This is a genomic window from Chitinophaga sp., assembly GCF_035761305.1.
Lineage (GTDB): Bacteria > Bacteroidota > Bacteroidia > Chitinophagales > Chitinophagaceae > Chitinophaga.
The window spans coordinates 41,592-57,615 of record NZ_DASTRI010000040.1 but is presented as its reverse complement, the minus strand read 5'-3'; the positions used below and the strand labels follow the sequence as shown (position 1 = coordinate 57,615).

Sequence of the window (16,024 nt, the reverse complement as noted above, 5' to 3'; positions counted from 1 at the left end):
TGTGCCTGCTATTTCCTTACGGCACCCCTTTCTTTGCTTCATTCATTACCATTTGCTTTGTGCTTTAGATTTCACGCTTCCAGCTTCTTGCTTTATGCTTTCTGCTTTACACTTACCTAAACCACCAAAACAACACCGCCATTACACCCAACAACACTCCCGCCAGCAGCTTATAGTTGCCAATGCCCCGCCAGCCCGGCGATTGCAAGGGAGCAGACGGCGATTGCCAGTATAATACACGGTTGCCAACCGCCTGCGGCGGCGCCGGAAAAGCAAACGTAAATATTACCTGCAGCAGCACGCATATACAAAACAGGTAAAAAGCCATCATCATAAAAGGTATATGCCCCACTACTGTACCGGGGAACAATTTATTGATGGCGAATACCAGCGCACCTAAAGCAGAGCCTATCCACAGCGTTAGCTTGGCGGAAACCGCTGATGCTTTGCTCCAGAAAATACCTAGCAGGAACACGCAGGTAATAGGCGGCGCAATATGCGCTATTACATCGTTCAGGCCATTGAAAATGCTTTCATAGCTGTTCAGTAACGGCATTAACGCCAGGGAAAACACCAGCGCCAGGCCGGCTGCCATCTTGCCTGCTTTTACCAGCTTTTGGTCAGATGCCTGCGGGTAATAGCGTTTGTATATGTCATAGCTACACAGCGTTGCAATGGCGTTAAGCGCGCCGGAGATCTGGCTCATTAAGCCCGACAGCAGCGCAGCCGCTACAATACCTGTTAATCCACCCGGTAGCAGCTGCGTGATCATAACCGTGTAAATGCCCTTACTGTTCACCGCTCCGTTGCTGCCCGTAAGCGCGCTTACATCCAGCAAACCGGCTTTGGTTAAGGTGTAGGCAAATAAACCAGGCATTACAAAAATGAACACCGGCAGTATTTTAATGAACCCGCAAAACAACGCGCCCACACGGGCATGGTCTTCATCTTTTGCACCCAGTACGCGCTGCACAATGGTTTGATCGGCGCACCAGTACCAGATGCCCAGCACCGGGTAACCCAGGAACACCGCATACCAGGGCATGCCGCTGCCATCGCCATGCGGGCGCAGCATAGATAGTTTGTTTAAAGCGCCGTCATGCTGCAGCACATTTACCATAGGTTGCCAGCCGCCCATCTTATGCCAGGCAGCTATGGTAATGATAACAGCGCCTGCCAGCAGTACAATGGTTTGCACAGACTCTGTTATTACCACGGCTGTTAAACCGCCTACAATCGTGTACAGCGCCGTAAGCAAAGAGATCACGATCACGCTGGTGTATATATTCACGCCAAACAGGGTATGCAGCACAATGCCGCCTGCCAGCAATGAAAATGCAATGTGTATGATGATGGCCGATACTACAGATACAATGGCCAGCCAGTCGCGGCTGGCACGGTCGTAGCGCTTTTCAAGGAAGTCAGGCAGCGTGGCTACGCCTGAGCGGATGTAAAACGGCGCAAAGAACAACGCCAGCAGTATAAGCGTAAAAGCGGCCATCCACTCAAAGTTGCCGTTCAGCAAGCCGGTGTCAAACCCGCTCTGCGCCAGGCTTACCAGGTGCACACAGGAAATATTGGTGGCAAACAGCGCCAGGCCAATCATGGGCCAGCGCAACGTTTTACCGGCCAGGAAATATTCCCCGGCGGCATTGCCGTTTGCATGTTTTCTCCGGTGTTGTATACCGCTCCACAGCCCTATGGTTACAATACCTATTACATACAGGATAGCTATGGTCAGGTCTAATGGCTTGATCATTGGTATGCTTTAAGATCGCAGCTGCTGCCCGGCTCCTGCGGCGTAACATAAACGCCATTGAGCACCTGCACCGGGTGTACGAAATGTTTTTGTAAATGCGGAATGTGCTCCAGGAAAAGCGCCGGGTGCCCTATGGCAATATGGTTAAACAATACCAGGTGCTGGTGCAGCTGTCCCATATCGCCCACATGCGGCACTACCGGTATGCCATACTTGCGGCACAGCAGGCTAACGGTTATAAATTCGCTTACGCCTCCTACCCTTACAGCATCTGCCTGTATAAAGCCGGCGCAGCCTGTTTGCAGGTAGTTCTTAAAGATAACGCGGTTAGGCACATGCTCGCCCAGGGCCAGCTTAACAGGTGCAATGGCATCTGCCAGGGTTTTATGGCCCAGCACATCATCCGGGTGGGTGGGCTCTTCTATCCAGTATGGATGCATAGATTGCAGTGTTTTACAAATATGCAATGCCTGCGGCAGCGTCCATTGCTGGTTGGCGTCCAGCATTACCTTTACCCGGCTGCCGGCGGTTTCGCGCACAATATGCGCACGGCGTATATCCCGTTCCGGGTCGGCGGAGCCTACCTTCAGCTTCATGGCTGTAAAGCCTTCAGCCACGGCTATACGTGTGTTTTCCCTTACCTTATCATCTGAATAATTGAACCAGCCAATGGAAGTGTCGTAACCTGGATAGCCCTGCTGTAAAATACCATAGCGGGCGGGCGCAGTGGGCAGTGCCTGCTGCAGCAGCTGCAGCGCTTCTTCTTTTGTCAATACATCTTCCAGGTAAGAAAGGTCCAGCGTATTAATCACCTGTTCCGGCGAAAGATCAATAAGCAGCTTCCATAACGGCACGCCTCTTTTTTTAGCCCACAGGTCGTAACAGGCATTGGTTACGGATGCCAGCGCCAAATGCACCACGCCCTTATGCGGGCCCAGCCAGCGGAACTGCTGCTCATTGGCAAAGCGGTTGAACACAACGCCAAAACCGGCCATCAGCTCCTCAATATCCTTTCCTTTTAATTGTTGCGCATAAAACTGCGCGGCTTTGCATACCAGGTCGTTGCCCGCACCCAGCGTAAATGCAAATCCCTGGCCGGTTAGCCCGCTGTCATCCTTCAACTGCGTTACGGCGTAGGAGTAAACAGGGTTGCGGTGCACCGCATCGCTGCCGGTTCCTTTATCCAATGGAAAACGTGCATCAAACGTGAAAACATCCGTGATCATGACTACATCTTACAACGTGAAATTAAAACGTTGGGGATGCATACAAAATGATCTATTCTTTCATTATGATGAATTATCCGATTATGATACTAAAATCGCTTATTCTTCCCGGCGGCTGGCTGCCTTGTACTGTTCGGGAGATACGCTCATGTGTTTTTTAAACAGGCGGGAAAAGTGGTAAGGATCATCATACCCGATGGCTGCTGCCACATCCTTTACCTTGAGGTTATTCTGAAACAGCAGCTGGCAGGCCTTCTGTATCTTCAGGTGAATAAAATAATCAATAGGCGGCATGCCGGTAGCTTTGCGGAACAAGGTTGAAAAATAAGAGGCCGACAGGTTATGCGTGGCTGCCATGTCCTCTACGGTGAGCTTCTCATGCAGGCGGCTGCGCATGTATAAAATGGTTTGGGTAATATAATCTTCCGGTGCAGGGCTTTTACGCTGCTGGTGCTTATCAGGGTACAGGAAAGTAGCTATAAACTGGTACAGGCAAAAGTTGGCATTGTTCAGGTTATCGGTGCTGTAGCCCATTTCGAGGCTTTGGTACATGTTCTCCCATACCTGTAATCCTTTTTCATTCAGCAGTATTTCACGCGGGCCATCGTCTGCCCGGATGTTCAACGATTTATTAAACCCGTCCATATCAGGCCCGCTGAAGTGCACCCAGTAAATAGTCCAGGGATCTGCTTCATCGGCGCCGTAACAAAGGTATTGCGTGGTGGCGGGTATAATGGCAAACTGGTTGGGCCCTACGGTATAGGTGCGGCTGCCAATGCGGTACCAGCCCTTGCCGCGCAGGCAGTAAATAAGAATGTTATCCTTACAGCCGCTCTTGCGCAGGCGGTAATGTGCAATGGCTTTGGGAAAGTACCCGATGTGGGTAAGGTACACCGGGCTAAGCGCTGTATTTTTCTTTGCATGGTTCAGGCATACTGCCTCCGGTAAGCTGATCAGCTTTTGCCCTTCAAATCCATCGCGTCGTTTGTGTTTATCCATATCGCTACTGGCGCAGCGGCAGGCCTACTTATTCACCAGGAAGTAAACAATGCGGCATACATTTTTGGTGTTGCCTGCATGCGGCCCGCCTGTTTGCAACCTTAAATTATGATTTTCCTTGCTTAATCCGTCGCCAAGTATCAAATACCAGGGCAGGTACAGGCTGTTGCTCCACTCTGTATACAAATCTATTTCCTGCTCCGGGCCGCCGTCAATACTATATTTGATGAAACCCGCATCCGGACCGGATAGTACGCCTATGCCCACCGCACGGCCGGTAAACGGAAAGTTGAGCGAGGCGTGGCCACTGCTGTCAGATACCAGCACGGGCACATGCACAAAGCCGGGGCGTGTAGGCGTGCCGTCTGCCGGCTTCCAGTCCTCATCCAGGGTAAAGCCCTGTAAATGATTAGCATTGTGAATATCTGCATAATCAGCCTGTGCATAGTTGAGCGTATCAAGAGGCGGCATCAGCGATACGCTTACCGGGTGAGGTGGCGCCGGCCTGGTGAAAGCCTTGCTCAGCAGCTGTTTGATGGTATTGAAATACAAGCCCTGTCCAAAAGGCGCCGGATGCAGGTCTTTAAAATCATCTTCCCAGGTAAACTCCTTTGCATCAATACGGTCGGTAATTTCTTTGGCCAGGTTGATAAAAGGAAGCTTGTATTTTTTCGCAATTTCCGCATGCACCTGCACTTCCGCCGGTATTTTACCGGCACGGTAGGTAGCCATTTTATCCGGGTCTACGAATGCCATGAGCACAATATTCACAGCAGGATTTACACGGAGCATATGCCTCACAACACCTTCCAATGCCCGCCGCTGCTGTATTTCCGGGGTACCGTTCACATGGTCGTTCACCGCTGATTCCACAAACAGCAGGTCTACCGGTCCTTTGTCCAGCACATCGCGCTGAAAGCGGAAAGCATGCGGCACGCTGCCCAGGGAAGGAATACCTGCGTTGCGGAAGCTGAACTTAACAGCAGGATAGGTTTGCTGCAGGTACTGGCATACCAGGTTGCGCCAGCCTTCCATATGCGTAATAGAACCTCCCAGGAACACCACGTTGATCTTTTTACGCTTTTGAATGCAATACCAGGCATTATCCAGGTTACCGTTGCGGGTAATATAATCTTCACTTTTCAGCGGCGCCTTTACCCGCGCGGTTTGCGCACGCAGCGTGCAAACCATAAGCAGGCAAAGGGCCAGGCAAAACAATTGCTTCATGTGCTAAATTTCATCTATTTGCAGTACCACACTGGTCCTGTGGCTGTTCACATCCGGGTTATAACCTACTTTCATCAGGAAATCGCCGGAATAGGTTTTACTATCATCAATTGTGGATTTTGTGCCAGGGTACAGGTCCACTTCCTTTATCCTGTATTGCGCATTCGCCTTTAAACCCTTTAAACGTATGGGTGTAGCGCTGTGCATACCATAACGGTTATTGACCAGGTAATTGAAAATTACGCCGGACGATTGCTGCCCGTTGAGATATAACATGGCCGCTACATTATCGTGCCGGGGGTTGGATAAACGGTACTGGTTGCCCTGCCAGATGATAGACTTGAACCCGTTGTAAGTTTTAACAGCCTGCTGCGCATATTGCAGGTCTTGTTCCGGCAGCTTGCTCACTACAATGTCAAAACCCAGTTTACCCATCATCGCTACGTTTGTACGGAACTTCAGCGGCTGCTTGCCCCAGTCTGTAACGTGGTTAGAGCTGCTGATGGCCGGGTAAAAATAGGAGTATTCCCATTGGATGAAAATGCGCTCCATAGGATCGGTATTATCACTGGGCCAGTACTCGGTGAAGTACTGCAGGGCTGCATAATCTACCCGGCCGCCACCGCCGGAGCACAGCATCATGGGTACTTTGGGATATTTAGCGCGTATTCTTTCCAGCACCTTGTACAAACCGCGCATATACTCAATGTAAAAATGCGACTGGTTTTTCAGGTAGGCCGAATGCGCGTTGTAGATCACCGCATTACAGTCCCATTTAATATAGGCCAGCTGCGGATTTTTGGTGAACAGGTTATCAATTATACCAAATACAAAATCCTGCACCTGCGGGTTGCTGAGGTCCAGCACCAGCTGGTTGCGGAAATAATATTCATCGCGCTGCGGCTGCCGCACTACCCAATCTTTATGCTTTTCATACAGCTCGCTTTTAGGGCTTACCATTTCCGGCTCTACCCATATGCCAAACTTAACGCCATCCTGCTGCGCTTCTTTTACCAGTGAGGCAATGCCGTTAGGCAGCTTGGTTTTGTTCTCCTGCCAGTCGCCCAGGCCAGTATGATCGTTGTTACGCGGGTATTTGTTGGCAAACCATCCATCATCCAGCAGGAAAAGATCCACCCCTAATTCTTTGGTTGCTTTTAACAGCTGGAATAACTTACTTTCATTAAAATCAAAGTAGGTAGATTCCCAGTTGTTCAGCAGCGTAAGGCGGGTGCCTTTTCCATCGAGCAGCTTGTAGTTACGCGCCCAGGTTTGCAGGTTGCGGCTGGCCATGCCCTTACCATTACCGGATAAGGTGTACAGGAAGGCCGGCGTGGTAAATGTTTCACCGGGCTGCAGCGTATAGTCAGAGGCGTAGTTATTAATCCCGGCAATAATGCGCAGGTTATCCTGGGGGTCCAGCTCCAGGTCTATACGGAAGTTGCCGCTGTATTCCAGCGCGCCGTACAGCACCTCTCCTTCATCTTCCGTAGCAGGCTTGTTCATAGCAACCATGAACACCGAAGGCTGGAACAGGTTGGCACGGGTACCGAGCTTGGTATCAAGCGTGCGGATGCCGTGCGTGATCCTGGATTCTTCCGGCTGCATTTCCCTGGCCCAGTCGCCATGATACTGTGTAAGCCAGAAGCCGTCTGCTGCCTGCAGGTGCAGGTTGGCCGATGCAAATTTGTGCAGCACCACAGCGCCTTTTTCCTTATGCCGGATGGCGCTCCACTGCTCCACCACATCTTCCTTAAAATAGGTTTTATAGTACAGCGTTACCTCAAAATCATACACCGGGTCCCTCAGCACTATGGTCAGCAGGGAAATGTTATCATCTACCTTTGTTACAGTGTGACTTACATAACGCAGGTCAAGCGAATTATTGCCGTCTGCATGGGTAACCGTAATGGCGGGCTCCAGCAGGTTGCGCGATCCTGAAGGCGTGTAGGCGGCGTTCAATATGCCGGTATAATCGTGCGCCTGTTTGTACACAGCAGGCACCTGCTCATATTCGGCAGCATTGGCCAGCTTTTGGCCAAAATAAATGGTGCTGAGATCTTTTTGCTTGTTCACCTGTAATACCATGGCATTGTGCGCGGTTTCAACAGGTATATTCATGTGCTGGGCCTTTGCCGTGTACGTTATGAACGGTACGACCATTAACGTGGCGAAATGTTTAAAGTGCATGTTGACGGTTATTCCTTTCCTGAATGGGTTTTAAAGGCTTTCAATATACTAAATTTTAACTGCCGTTACTGCTTTCATTTCACCATTCACCTTCACCTTTACTTTGCGCGGCTGCGGCGATGTAATAGTGTAATGAGTAATCTTACCATCCTTCCAGGTCATACTAACGGTGAAGTTGCCACGGGCTTTAAGGCCGCTTACGCTGCCGGCCGCCTTCCACTGGTCCGGTATAGCGGGCAGCAGGTCAATGTAGCCTTCGTGGCTTTGCAGCAGCATTTCGGCCAGGCCGGCGGCACCGCCAAAGTTACCGTCTATCTGGTAGGGCGGTCCTGCTGTAAGCATATTGGGATAGGTGCCGCCGCCCGCGCCGTAGTTGATGTTGGTTTTCAACGTAGGCTTCATCAGGTCAGCGAATAATTTATAAGCGCGGTTGCCATTATGCAGCCTTGCCCAAAACAGCTGTTTAATGGCAATAGACCAGCTGGGGCCATCGTCGCCCCTGGCTTCCAGTGTTTTTCTGCACGCAGCCGCCAGCTCCGGCGTTCCGTCCGGCGTAATTAACGGCGCAGGAAACAGGCCATATAAATGAGAGATATGCCGGTGGTGCGGCTCTGCTTCCTTGTATTCTTCCAGCCACTCCATCAGGCGGCCATCGCTGCCAATGCGGCCTGCAGGCGGTACTTTCTGCAGCTGGGCAGCCAGCTTTTCACGCAGGGCAGCATCGGTGTTCAGCACTTTCGTAGCGGTGATTACGTTAGTAAACAGCTCCCGCACGATCTGGTTATCAATAGTAGGGCCTACGCATATGCTGGCATGTTTGCCGTTTGGCATTACAAAACTGTTTTCCGGCGATGAGGAGGGCGATGTTACCAGCCAGCCGGTAGCGCTGTCCGTTACCAGCATGCTGCTGTAAAATTCCGCCGCGCCTTTGAGCACCGGGTAAATATCCTGCAGGTATTTTTTATCGTTGGTAAATGCATAGTGCTCCCACAGGTTATTGCATACCCACCCTGAACCGGATTTGGTAACGCCCCAGGAAGCGCTTTCGCCCGGTTCTGTAAAGCCCCATACATTGGTAATCACATGGGCTACCCAGCCATCCGCATTATAGTAGGCTTTGGCGGTTCTTTCGCCGGGCTTTACCAGGCCTTTTATGAGGTCGGCCAGGGGCAGGTTCAGTTCAGGAAGATTGCTCACCTCTACCGGCCAGTGGTTCATCTGCACATTTACATCCAGGTGGTAATCGCCGTTCCAGGGCGTTTGTACCTGGTTGGCCCACAAGCCCTGCAGGTTAGGCGGCAGCAAACCCACACGGGTACTGCTGATGCTGAGGTAACGCCCAAACTGGAAGAACAGCGCGGGCAAAGCATCGTCTGAAGACGGCTGCTCATGAAAGGCCGCCAGGCGTTCATCCGTAGGCAGCTGCTCTGCATGTGTAGTGCCTAACTGCACCTGCACGCGGTTAAATAATTGCTGATAGTTGGTGATATGCTGCTGTTTTTGCGCAGCATAGCTTTTTTTCATGGCTGCCGCCATGAGCTGCTGTGTTTTTTGCATAAAGCCGGGATTACGGAAATCCGTACCCATGGAAAGGATGAGGATAGCCTCCGTGGCATTTTTTATCACCAGCGTATTATGCTCCATTGCCTGCGTACCGCCGTTCAGCTTTGCCTGCACACGGGCTATGTAGCGCATGCCCGGCGTATCAGTGCCGCTTTTCAGCTGGCCGTACATTTGCAGCTCGTTGCCTTCGGTTTTTACAGCAAACCGTTCCGGGCGGTCAATAGACACGCGAATATTCAGCTGCCCGGGCTTGCTGGCCGTAAGCCTTACAATGCCCACATCATCACCAAAGCTGGTAAAGTACTCCCGCGTATAGGTAACGCCGTTCAGCTCAAAGCTGGTAGCTGCTACCGCATTGTTCAGCAACAGCTCCCGCTCATATTTTGCCGGCTGCAGCTGAGTGGTATCTATATTATTGTAATCGTATTGCAATGTTAAGGTGCCTAATACCTGGAAACAGCCAAAAGGCACGTCTGCCGAGCCTTTGCCGGTACATACGAATGATTTGTCCATCAGCGCCTGTGCTTCATCATTCCTATGCTCCGCCAGCAGCCGCCGTATTTGCGGCAGCAGCTTATAGGCATCGTAGTTATTAGCATCCTGCGGCGCGCCGGACCACAGGGTAATATCATTCAGCACAATCTTTTCCTTGCGTACCTGCCCGTCGGGCATCATGCCCAAACGGCCGTTGCCCAGGGGAATGGTTTCCTCCCAGGCAGTGGCAGGCTGCCGGTACCACAAACGCAATGGCTGCTGCGCCAATGCCGGGAGTGCGCTGGCGCTGCTTAACAATAAGATCAGTAATGTCTTCCTAAAAAACGGTCGGCTCATTTCTAAAAAATGAAAAATGTTAACTGTAAAATCTAAAATGCAAAAGGCGAACGAAATGTAAAACGTTAACTGTAAAATCTAAAATATAAAAGTTGGAGCGGTGCTATTTAGCTATTAGTGGCCTCCTCCAACTTTTACATTTTACATGCTATTTATAATCCGGGTTCTGCACCAGCACGCCGCCGCTTTTATCTATTTCGGGCTGCGGCAACGGCCAGTGGAAGAATTTATCTTCATAATGGTACGGGTTAATGCCATCTTTCACATTATTCAGCACCTCACCGGCTATATGCCAGCGGCGCAGGTCAAAGTAACGCAGGCCTTCAAATGCCAGCTCTATCCTTCTTTCATGCCGTATGCGCCCGCGCATCTGGTCTTTGGTTAAGCCGGCGGGATAAGGCGGCATTCCAACACGGGCGCGCAGGTCGGTCATAGCTTTGTATACCGATGCATCCGGGCCGGCCAGCTCGTTCTGCGCTTCTGCATACATGAGCAGCACTTCTGCCAGGCGGAACACCACGGCGTTCTGCTGGCTTAAAGTAGAAAAGCCATATGGTATATTTTCCGGCACCAGGAACTTCAATACACCGTAGCCTGTAGGCCGGCTGTTGGAAGGCGTATGAATTTTGCCGCCGCCAAAATCCGGGTGATCCACAAACACCGTCTTCTTCAAACGCGGATCGCGGTTCTCAAAAGGCGCATTGGGATTGGTCAACGGCGATACACCCCAGGGCAACCCATCTGCACATTCAAAATCATCTACAAAATTCTGCAGGGGGCTGGCCACTATCCAGTCGCCATAGTACATATCCCAGGGCGCGGTGTTATTGGGCGCCAGGAAATTGATGGAAAATATGATCTCTGTATTGCCCTTTTGGGTAGCATCGCGGAATACATCTTCAAAGTTGGCGCTGAGTGTGTATTTTGCCTGTATCTGCTGTGTAAGGTCACGTACCTGTGTAAGCAGCGCGGCATCGGGCACGCCATTATTACCATATGCGGCAAATATCAGCGTGCGGGCTTTTAACGCCTGTGCGGATGTAACGCAGGCATGGCCGCTGTTCTGGTAGTAAGGTACGTCATTCAGGTTGGCAATGCAGAAATCCAGGTCGGCCAGTATCTGCGTAAGCACGTCCGCGGCCGGCGCCTTGGGCTGGTTCTGCGTTTCCAGCGATAAGGGCTGCAGCACCAGCGGCACATCCCCGTAAATATTATACAGCTGAAAATAAAAGTACGCGCGCAGGAAGCGGGCTTCTGCTTCATACTTTGTTTTATCCGCATCGGGAAAATCAGTACCGGCATATTTGCTTAGCTGGTCCAGGAAAATGTTCACGCGGGCAATACCTGCATAAGCATCCTTATACAGCTGCGGCACATAGCCGCCAGTGGTAGGACTAATGCTGCCGGACACTACTTCCTTGGCAGATCCGGAGTTGTGCTGCGCAAAACCATCGTCTGTAAAGCAGTCCCACACAGGCAGCTCCACGGCAAACTCCGCCGGTTGCAGCGTAGCGTAGCAGGCGGCCAGCGCCTGGTCAAAGTCGCTTTTCTTTTGCCAGAAGTCGGTGGAGGCCAGGGCATCCTTTGGGTTCTGGTCCAGGTATTTCTTACAGGATGTACCTGCCAGGCACAATAAGAGGCATATATAGATGGTGTACTTTTTCATAACCTTAGAACTTAACATTTAAACCAAAAGAATAGATCTTATTCTGCGGGTACTGCACAAAATTGCCGCTGCCGGCGCGTTCCGGGTCAAGGCCACGGTATTTGGTGGCGGTAAACAGGTTGTCGCCGGAGAAGTACACCCGCACATTATCAATACCCATGCGGCTGGTAATGGCTGCCGGTATGGTGTACCCGATGGTGAGGTTCTTCAGGCGCAGATAAGAGGCATCCTGCAAATAGTAAGAGGAAGCGCGGCGTATTTTTTCCGGCGCGCCCCAGCCCCAGTAAATGCGCGGCATGGTGGCAGAGGGATGCTCAGGCGTCCACCGGTTACGCCAGTCAGTGGTAGGCGGCGCACCCTGCACAAAGGGAATGGTGCCCCATTCGCTTACATAAAACCGGGTGCCCTGCACACCCTGCGCCATGGCCGAAAAGTCAAATCCTTTGTACTGCAGGGCAATGTTAAAAGAGTAGTTAATATTGGGATAGTTGCCTTTTATATAAGTACGGTCAGCATCGTTGATAACGCCGTCTTTATTCACATCTTCATACTTCAGGTCACCCGGCTGCGTATCATCATTATACTGCCTGGGCGAGTGCTGCACCTCATCCTCCGATTGGAAAATACCAATCCACTTCAGCGTATAATACGCGTCATATTCCAGCCCTTCGTCGCGGATGCGGTAGCTGGTGCTGCTGATGTCGCGCTGACCATAACGCACCAGCTTATTTTTATAATGCTCCAGGTTACCGCCAATCGTGTAGTTCAGGCCTTTTAAACCGCCGTCCTTAATGAGATGGTTATACGAAATGCCCAGCTCAATGCCGGTGTTATCCATCGTACCATCGTTAATGGTAGGCGCATTTAAACCTACTACACCAGTTACCTGGGATGGCCGCAGGATGTCCGTGGTACGTTTCTTATACCAGTCGGCAGTAATATTCAGCCCCTGCAGCACGGTCATATCCAGCCCTACATCTGTGATAGTGGTGGTTTCCCAGCGGATGGAAGGATTGGCCAGGTTCAGCTGCGCTGCACCGGAAGTAAGCGACGCATCATCAAAAGAGTAGTTGCCGGTAAAGTTCAGGATCGACTGGTAGGGATAGTTGCCGATGTTCTGGTTACCCAGCTTGCCCCAGGAGCCACGCAGCTTAAAGTTATTCAGCCAGCCCAGCTCCAGGTCTTTTATAAAATCCTCTTCTGTTACGCGCCACCCTGCGGAGAACGAAGGGAATACGCCCCAGCGGGAGCCGGGTGTAAGCTTGGAAGAGCCATCGTAACGCATGTTGGCCTCAAACAAATATTTCTCTTTGTAGTTATAGTCTAACCGGCCAAAGAACGACAGCAGGCCCCAGCCGTTTTGCGTACCGTTGGCATATTGTATGGCCGGGCTGCCGGCATCCAGCTCCGTGAGCTTGTCGGTGGAGAACTGTTTGCGGCTGGCCTTCAAATACTGGTAGGTGCTTTGCTCCGCGCTGTAGCCTGCCTGCAGCTTAAAGCCATGATCGCCAAAAGTACGGTCGTAGCTGAGGTAGGAATACAGGTTAGTGTAAATGTTCTGCTGGTCCTGCACTTCCAGGCCGCCGCCCAGGTCCAGCGTGGTCATGAACTCATTCGTGCGGAAATTATACAGCTGCAGTGGCGGGCGGAAATCATGGTATTTATCAAAAGAAGCATTCACAGCGCCTTTGGTGTACCAGGTAAGGTGCTTCAGCAGCTCCACCTCTACCCAGCCCTGCGCCATTACCGAGTAGTCGTCCGTATTATGATTGATCTTGCCATCCAGCAGTGCCACCGGGTTTTTGTTATTATACTCCAGGTCATACGCTTTGTAGGTGTAATGCCCGCTGCCGTCAGTAAGATAGGGGCCGTAAGTGGGCGCCTGCGCCATGGCGGAAAGAAACATATCTTCGGAGCCAAACACCGGCGCTTCGCGATGGCCGTATTTTAAGGCAATGTTAGCGCCAAAGCGGATGCGGTCATTCACCCTGGAAGTGATGTTTAAGCGCGCATTGTACTTCTTATAGTTAAAGCCCTTCATTATACCTTCCTGGTTTACGTAGCCGATAGAGGCGTCGTACACCGTGCCGTTACGGCCGCCGCTGAAGCCCAGGTTATGTGTTTGTACCGGCGCAGTCTGGAATATAAGGCTTAACCAGTCCGTATTCGGGTAGTGCATCCGGTCGGTGCTGTTACGGTAAGCATTTATCATTTCCTGTGTGTACAGGCCGGAGTTAAGACCGGAGTTGATACGTGCTTCGTTGAACAGCTCCATGTATTCTGCCGAGTTGGTGATCAGGTCAAACAGCTTGGTGGGTTTGTAAATGCCGTAGTTAAAATCATACTGCACGCGCATTTTGCCTTCTATGCCCTGTTTGGTGGTAACCAGTATAACGCCGTTGGCGGCACGCGCGCCGTAAATAGAGGCGGATGCCGCATCTTTTAACACAGATACGCTCTGGATGTTATTAGGGTTCAGGTCAGATAGCTTGCCTTCTACCCCGTCTATCAGCACCAGCGGATCTACTCCCGCGCCGCTGAAAGTGCCGTTGCCACGTATACGGATGTACGCATTTTCATTCCCCGGCTCGCCGGTGCCCTGTACTACCTGCACGCCGGGCATAGTGCCCTGCAGCATGGCCGAAGGGTTGGTAACAGGGCGTTTCAGCAGCTCTGTACCGCTTACCGTGGCAACCGCGCCGGTAAGGTTTACCTTCTTTTGTGTACCATAGCCTACTACTACCACCTCTTCCAGTGATTTCGGGTCTACTTCCAGGGCCATGTCAATTACGGTGCGGCCGCCTACAGGCACCGTTTGCGGCTTATAGCCCGACATAGAAAAGATAAGCGTGGCATCGGCAGGCACTGTTAGCTTATACAGGCCGCCCGCATCTGCGGCAGTACCTGTGGTACCGCCCTGTACACGCACCACTGCACCGGGTAAGGGATTGCCGCCGCCGGTGATCTTACCTTGCACGGTAATGGATTGTGCCTGTGCAACAATAGAAAAGTGCAGCAACAGGATGGTAAACAGCGCCACCAGTACGCTTTTTACAAGAGTACGGAGATAACTGGAATTTTGCGCATACAGCAGGCTGCGCGTAGGTAAAGAGTGCATTTTTGTAAGTTTTATTTTCAAAACATGGAAGTCCTGCCCCGCAGTTTTATGCTGCAGTAAGGCCTTCATAACGCCGGATGTCCTTATTTTACTGAGTGTATGGTTGATAGCCCTCCAAAGTGTGCATTCACCAGGATGTTGTCCGTTATGCAGGTAAAAATATCGGGAACCGGGGGAACAGGAAATAGATAAATCTTTTATGTTGATGGATTATACTATTATTTGGGGATGTACGGCAAAACATAATGCCCCGGAACATAATAGTCCCGGGGCATTATCATTCCGGCCCAAACCAGCTGCTGTTATACGTTTTTAAACAATAATGGGTTTGGCGTTATGCAACAGCCCCGGATAATCTGTAATGAATTTTTCAAGCGGCACCGTAACCGTTTGCCGGAAGCTGAGCGTTCCATCATACAGGCTGTCTACAATAGTACGGTAAGCCTGCTGTACCTGTTCCCTTGTTTGCCCCGACAGCCAGTGGTCAATTCCAAAGCCCTGCAGGGCAAGATTTTTGTAAATAATGGCGCTGTTGGTAAAGGCGGCCGGCGCATTGTTGCTAAGGTTACCATATACAGATATATAGCCGTAAGGAGCCATTAGCGGTATAACCGTAGTGAGCACAGGACCGCCTACTGCATCCAGAAAAGCATTAAATCCCTTGCCGCCGGTGATCGTTTGCAGCTGTTCCGCCAATGCAGCATCATCCTGCAGCAGCGCCTGCGCGCCCAGTGCCTGCAAGGCCGGTATATGCTGCGCATGGTGCAACAGCCCAACCACCTGTATGCCTTTATGCACTGCCATTTGTATGATAATGCCGGCCAGTGACGAAGAGGCCGCGTTCAGCAGCAGCCAGTCGCCTGCCTTTAGCCTGGCCTCCTGCAGCAGGGCTATTGCAGTAATGGGGTTCAGCGGTACCTGGCACGATGTTGTAAAATGTATATTACGGTGTATGGGTATAAGCGCCTCCTGCTCCACAGCGCAATAGTCCGCCCAGGTACCCGCAGCACGGAAAGCCACATGATCGCCGGGTGCAAAGCCGCTTACCGCGCTGCCGCATTCCACAATGGTGCCGCTGCCCTCCAGCCCTGCTGTTTGCGGGAGCACCGGCTTTTTACGGTACACTCCTTTTACAAACAGCTGGTCGGCGGGGTTTACCGGCCGTGCTTTTACCTGTACCAGCACCTGGGTAGAAGAAATGGCTGGCATAGCCGTTTCCGTTAGCTGCAGCACTTCTTCCAGCTTACCTGTTTGCTCAAATTGTAATGCTTTCATATCCTTATTTGTTTTTGCCAGCATAGCATAGTGCGCAAGGGTTTGGGTTGTATCTTCCGCCTTCCCGGCGCTGTATGGCCGTTCATGTCTGTAGCGGTATAACCCGGGCATACGCGGTATTACCCAGCATAAAAAACAATTGCGGGTACTAAAATAAACCATCTGCCTCA

The 16,024-nt window shown here is 51.4% G+C and carries 9 protein-coding genes; all 9 read right to left on the bottom strand.

Annotation, left to right across the window (positions count from 1 at the left end; all coding sequences use genetic code 11):
• Positions 1-112: 112 nt before the first annotated feature.
• The 9 genes from VFS25_RS04235 to VFS25_RS04195 all read right to left on the bottom strand — a co-directional run bounded on the left by VFS25_RS04235 (position 113) and on the right by VFS25_RS04195 (position 15,854).
• Positions 113-1,759 (bottom strand): sodium:solute symporter, encoded by a 1,647-nt coding sequence (locus tag VFS25_RS04235; protein WP_326460873.1) that lies wholly within the window; start codon positions 1,757-1,759, stop codon positions 113-115.
• Entirely contained in the window at positions 1,756-2,985 is a 1,230-nt protein-coding gene (locus VFS25_RS04230; protein ID WP_326460872.1) for an enolase C-terminal domain-like protein, read from the bottom strand. Before VFS25_RS04230 ends, VFS25_RS04235 begins: the two co-directional genes overlap by 4 nt.
• A gap of 99 nt (positions 2,986-3,084) precedes the next feature.
• Positions 3,085-3,984, bottom strand: a complete 900-nt coding sequence (locus tag VFS25_RS04225) for an AraC family transcriptional regulator (RefSeq protein ID WP_326460871.1) — start codon at positions 3,982-3,984, stop codon at positions 3,085-3,087.
• A 24-nt stretch (positions 3,985-4,008) separates the two neighbouring features.
• Positions 4,009-5,211: an SGNH/GDSL hydrolase family protein gene (locus tag VFS25_RS04220; protein WP_326460870.1), complete on the bottom strand. Its 1,203-nt coding sequence runs from the start codon at positions 5,209-5,211 to the stop codon at positions 4,009-4,011.
• A 3-nt stretch (positions 5,212-5,214) separates the two neighbouring features.
• A complete protein-coding gene (locus VFS25_RS04215; protein WP_326460869.1) occupies positions 5,215-7,332 on the bottom strand; it encodes an alpha-galactosidase in 2,118 nt (705 codons plus the stop codon).
• 117 nt (positions 7,333-7,449) lie between these two features.
• Positions 7,450-9,795 (bottom strand): glycoside hydrolase family 95 protein, encoded by a 2,346-nt coding sequence (locus tag VFS25_RS04210; protein ID WP_326460868.1) that lies wholly within the window; start codon positions 9,793-9,795, stop codon positions 7,450-7,452.
• 148 nt (positions 9,796-9,943) lie between these two features.
• On the bottom strand, positions 9,944-11,461 hold the full coding sequence (locus VFS25_RS04205; protein ID WP_326460867.1) for a RagB/SusD family nutrient uptake outer membrane protein: 1,518 nt from the start codon (positions 11,459-11,461) through the stop codon (positions 9,944-9,946).
• 4 nt (positions 11,462-11,465) lie between these two features.
• The gene (locus tag VFS25_RS04200; RefSeq protein WP_326460866.1) at positions 11,466-14,579 is read right to left on the bottom strand and encodes a TonB-dependent receptor; all 3,114 of its coding nucleotides are present in this window, start codon (positions 14,577-14,579) and stop codon (positions 11,466-11,468) included.
• 312 nt (positions 14,580-14,891) lie between these two features.
• Positions 14,892-15,854 (bottom strand): zinc-dependent alcohol dehydrogenase family protein, encoded by a 963-nt coding sequence (locus VFS25_RS04195; RefSeq protein ID WP_326460865.1) that lies wholly within the window; start codon positions 15,852-15,854, stop codon positions 14,892-14,894.
• Between the last annotated feature and the right edge of the window lie 170 nt (positions 15,855-16,024).